Below are 3,650 nucleotides of genomic sequence, written 5' to 3' on the forward strand. Positions count from 1 at the left end.
TCTCCTCTCTGAATGGTGTGTCGCTACTTCATTCTACCAGAAGGCTGCAAACCTTGTCTTTTTTATTTGCGCAACTTATTGTACCTTATCTTCTTCAAATATAATTATCAAATGCTAGACTAACAATGCAAAATTACTCCTCCATTTATTATATCTTTACATCTTTCACAAAAAAAGAATAGATTTATCATCTATCCTTTTTTCTATCTTTAAGAATTATCTTTATTCAGTAAAATTATCCAGTCGAACTTAATTAACAAACTCAGATTGTTTACTTAACAATAATTTTAACCTACAAGAATAAAATTTTGGTTTTGGCTCTCCAGAACTAAAGACCAGGTTATTTCAGATCATTTTTGTATTTTATTTTTTATTAATTCGGCTTTTTTAGAAAACATAATACTCAAAAAAGCATATGCACTTAACGTCAATAAGGAATGAAGTCGAAAAATAATCAATACAATAAAAACAATAACCCAACCACATAAAATAATATTCATTTTATTTCTATAAAAATTTCGTTCCTCTTTGGAAACATAATCATTAAATTGGCAACTATATTCCAAATAGTATATTATGCTAATCGAAGCCAAAATCAATAAGAAAGCATTCATATCACTCATTATAAAATACTTAGTCAAATAAAGTACAAATGTAAAAACACCACATGAAATAGTAAAACAATGCCAATAGTTTTTCATATGTATTCCACCAATATACGATCTCGTAGAAATGAAAATGCCAAAGAACAGTATACATTCTTTTAGCATTTTCATTTTGAGCGCTATAACAAAACACACTAAAAAACAAAACATCATTTCTAAACACGCTTGTAATCCATATTGATAAATTTTATAATCTTCCTTAGACAAATCCTTGTTTTTACATATAAAACCCATCAATGCAGTTACTAAAAAATCCATGTTAAAACTTCCTTAAGCGTTTTAATTCTTCTGGCTTCTCCAAGTCATGATAAATACACATACAACGAGAGTTTGCAGCCATCACGCTAAACATCATTGCAATTAAACACATAACGTTTTGAAGATTATTTTTTATCCATTTCATATTAGTCCCTCCCTAGATATATTTTATTATTATTTTTTTAGTAATCATACACTCATTTTTATCATTAATTTTTTTCCATGTAACTTTTACGAGGTTATATGTAACTTTTACCTATCTTTTGTTATCAATCAATATAAATATAATTTTAAATTCCTCTTGGGTATTTTCTATTACTACCGATCCATGATATTTATGTACAATTTTTTCAATAGATCTTAATCCAAATCCATGAGTAGACTTATCTGGTTTCCGAGTTAGAATCCTTCCAGTTTTATCTTTTATTAACTCACCATCATATGAATTTATGACTGTAGTGATTAAGATGTTTTTGTCATATGCCATATATATTTTTATATACTTATTCTTCATTTCAGCATTGTTTGCCTCAATGGCATTGTCTAAGACATTGCCAATTAATACACTGAGATCAGCCATTTCAAACGGAAGCCATACAGGTATATGTACATCAACAAAACACTCAATTCCAAGTGTTTTCATCAAAGAATACTTAGCATTAATAATCGCATCAACAATCAAGTTTTCCGTTCTGGATATATTCCAGTTTTTCCTATTATCCTCAACTAGATTATCTAAATATTCTTCCGCCATTTCATACTGTTGTTTTTGTAACATACATAATAATGAAATAAAATGTTGTTTTATATCATGTTTCGCATTATGATATTCTGCCATCGCAATTTTATTTTCTTGAATATTCTTGCTATATATTTCTAACTGTTGTGTATATACAGCATTATATCTCCTCAGAACTAGCTCATCAGCTAATAACAAACATAATCTAAAAACCAGAAAATTAATGAACAACATTATTATTACACATATTGCTGATTCTTTTATTGCTAATCCCTGTTCCAGTAAACTTCCATACATAAAGATTTTGTAAACAATAAACAGACTACCAATGGGTAAAAATAAAAGCATAAGATAACATTTCATAGGTAAATTTTTTATATTCTCAATTTGAAAATATCTACTCAAACAGTATATCAAAATTAAAACAATAATTTCTGAAATCAATGCTCCTACTGCTTGAGGATATTGATAATCCATACCCAACGCTATAAAAAAATAACCAACTAAAAATTCTGATAGCGTCCACAAAATACTTAGTATACCGGACAATGCAACTTTTTGAATAGCACTTCCCTTAAAGCAAATTAGCGAAACCAAACTATTCAAAATCAATCCAACGGCCAAATTTATGTAGGAAGGAAAGTTAGACTCTGTAAATAAAAACATCTGCCATGCCATATATACAAAATATATGATCCAGTTAGCCACTCTTTTTCGCTTTTGAAAAAATCCTGAAAAGTAAACGTTTAAAATAATAATGCAAATAAAAGTTGCTATAATATATAACAGTAAATTTGTCTTATAACTAAACAATTATCGAATCTCCTTTTATCTTACAGTATAATTCATTAACAGTTTTTCTTCGATTTTCACTAATACTTAACACTGTCCCATCATGTAATTGCATTGTATCATACATATATACTTCAACGTATTTGGGATTAACTAAAAAAGATTGATGTGTTCTAAAAAAATAAATCCCCTTTTGCTTCAAATTTTGCTCAATCGAATTTAATTTTTCATAGCACTTTCTAATTTCCGTTCCAATATTAATATATGTTACTCTCTTATCACTTTGAAAATATATTATTTGATTGAGTGGCAATCTGTAATGTACTTTATTGTATTGAAACTGAAAAAAATGTGGTGTCTGTCTAATTTTATCTATTGCACTTATGAAATACTTTTCAAATATTTCATTTGAAATAGGTTTTGTAATAAAGCGAAATGCAGATACTTCAAATACTTCTTTTGCAAAACTTTCATGATTTGTCACATAAATCAATAATACATCTTTGTCAAACAGTCTGATTTTTCTGGCAGCATCTACCCCATTTTCACTTTTCATCTCTATATCAATATAGATAATATCATACTTTGCTTTCTGATTTATAATATAATCCGTCAATGTTAATCCATCAAAGAACACATCTATATTTATTGATACACATAATTTTTTACTAATTGCTCTTATACGTTCTTCTATATCAGAAGTTATTACTTTTTCATCATCACAAATAGCTATTTCGATCATTTTCATCATTCCTTTAAGCAAATTAAGCTCAGGTATTCTCCATTAAATTTAAAGCATGTTTTATGATCTGCTCTAAATCGTGCCGTTTTCTTATTGGACATTCAGCTAAAATTTGACCCATAGATAATGTATTGTTGTCTTTACCAGTAATCAGATATGTTATATCTATACCCAATTTAACATTTAAGGTGTGTAGCCTTTTTATCGAAAGACTATTAACACCTCTTTCTATTTTCCCATAATATGCAGTACTAATACCAAGCATCTCTGCCATTTGCTCCTGCGTATAATCTTTTTCACGCCTTATCCTACGCAATCTCAGCCCTATTTCTACATACAAATTACCTTCGTCTGTATTTAATTCTCTTACTTTGCTACTTTCTCTTTTACCCGCACTATGACTTTCATTGGAATCTTGTATCATAAAAATCTCCTTTTAAAATGTATAGATTAA

Annotated in this window: 5 protein-coding genes; all 5 read right to left on the bottom strand. The window is 28.2% G+C overall.

Annotated features, from left to right (window positions below):
• Positions 1-350 precede the first annotated feature (350 nt).
• Complete coding sequence (locus QZ321_RS12265; RefSeq protein ID WP_294197012.1) at positions 351-923, bottom strand: accessory gene regulator B family protein; 573 nt, start codon at positions 921-923, stop codon at positions 351-353.
• Between the two features lies 1 nt (position 924).
• A complete protein-coding gene (locus QZ321_RS12270; protein WP_294197013.1) occupies positions 925-1,068 on the bottom strand; it encodes a cyclic lactone autoinducer peptide in 144 nt (47 codons plus the stop codon).
• 111 nt (positions 1,069-1,179) lie between these two features.
• Complete coding sequence (locus tag QZ321_RS12275; protein ID WP_294197015.1) at positions 1,180-2,475, bottom strand: ATP-binding protein; 1,296 nt, start codon at positions 2,473-2,475, stop codon at positions 1,180-1,182.
• A complete protein-coding gene (locus QZ321_RS12280) occupies positions 2,468-3,205 on the bottom strand; it encodes a LytTR family DNA-binding domain-containing protein (RefSeq protein WP_294197017.1) in 738 nt (245 codons plus the stop codon). The genes QZ321_RS12275 and QZ321_RS12280 overlap by 8 nt, the downstream gene beginning before the upstream one ends.
• A gap of 19 nt (positions 3,206-3,224) precedes the next feature.
• A complete protein-coding gene (locus QZ321_RS12285) occupies positions 3,225-3,620 on the bottom strand; it encodes a helix-turn-helix transcriptional regulator (protein WP_294197019.1) in 396 nt (131 codons plus the stop codon).
• Positions 3,621-3,650 lie beyond the last annotated feature (30 nt).

The organism is uncultured Clostridium sp., from assembly GCF_910588715.1.
Taxonomy (GTDB): Bacteria; Bacillota; Clostridia; order Clostridiales; family Clostridiaceae; genus Clostridium.